The organism is Chloroflexaceae bacterium, from assembly GCA_025057155.1.
Classification (GTDB): Bacteria; Chloroflexota; Chloroflexia; order Chloroflexales; family Chloroflexaceae; genus JACAEO01.
The window spans coordinates 1-525 of record JANWYD010000171.1 but is presented as its reverse complement, the minus strand read 5'-3'; the positions used below and the strand labels follow the sequence as shown (position 1 = coordinate 525).

The 525-nt window shown below is 61.5% G+C and carries 1 protein-coding gene and 1 tRNA gene; both read right to left on the bottom strand.

Going from position 1 to position 525, the window contains the following annotated elements:
* Positions 1-35: 35 nt before the first annotated feature.
* Positions 36-121 (bottom strand) — tRNA-Leu (locus NZU74_20860).
* 115 nt (positions 122-236) lie between these two features.
* Positions 237-525: SH3 domain-containing protein (locus NZU74_20855; GenBank protein MCS6883772.1), on the bottom strand; the 289-nt coding region annotated here is incomplete at its 5' end.

Genomic DNA, 525 nt, shown 5'->3' with positions numbered 1-525 from the left:
GATCGACCCGGAGGCGTTTTAGGGCATTCTGATGCTGGTGCCGGAGACGGGACTCGAACCCGTAAGGGGTTTCCCCCAGCGGTTTTTAAGACCGCAGCGTTTGCCATTTCGCCACTCCGGCCCGGCGCGCGCCGGCTCTTATTATAGCAAATTTGCGCACAGCGGTGGCATTGCGCCGCACAAATCGCTATCCGCCGCAGCAAAAGTCGCAAAGGCTATTCTTGCTGATCTAGCCCTTACTGCGGCTGCAAAAAATCACCGGCGCACCAGCCCTCAATACCGGCGCTGCGCACCTGCCACCAAACCCGGCCCTCAGCCTCAACTGGGCCGCCGATGATCTCCACCTGCGTGCCCGGCGCTAACACCAACGTAATGACGGAGGCCACACTCGGCTGCGCGCGCACATTGAGCGCCGGGATCTCGGCGCTGACAATAGCCGTGCGCCCAACCGCCAACCCTTCTGCTGGCGTTGGCGCCGGCGGAATTGTCGGCTCGACAACACTAGTTATTGCCGGTTGAGGTGAT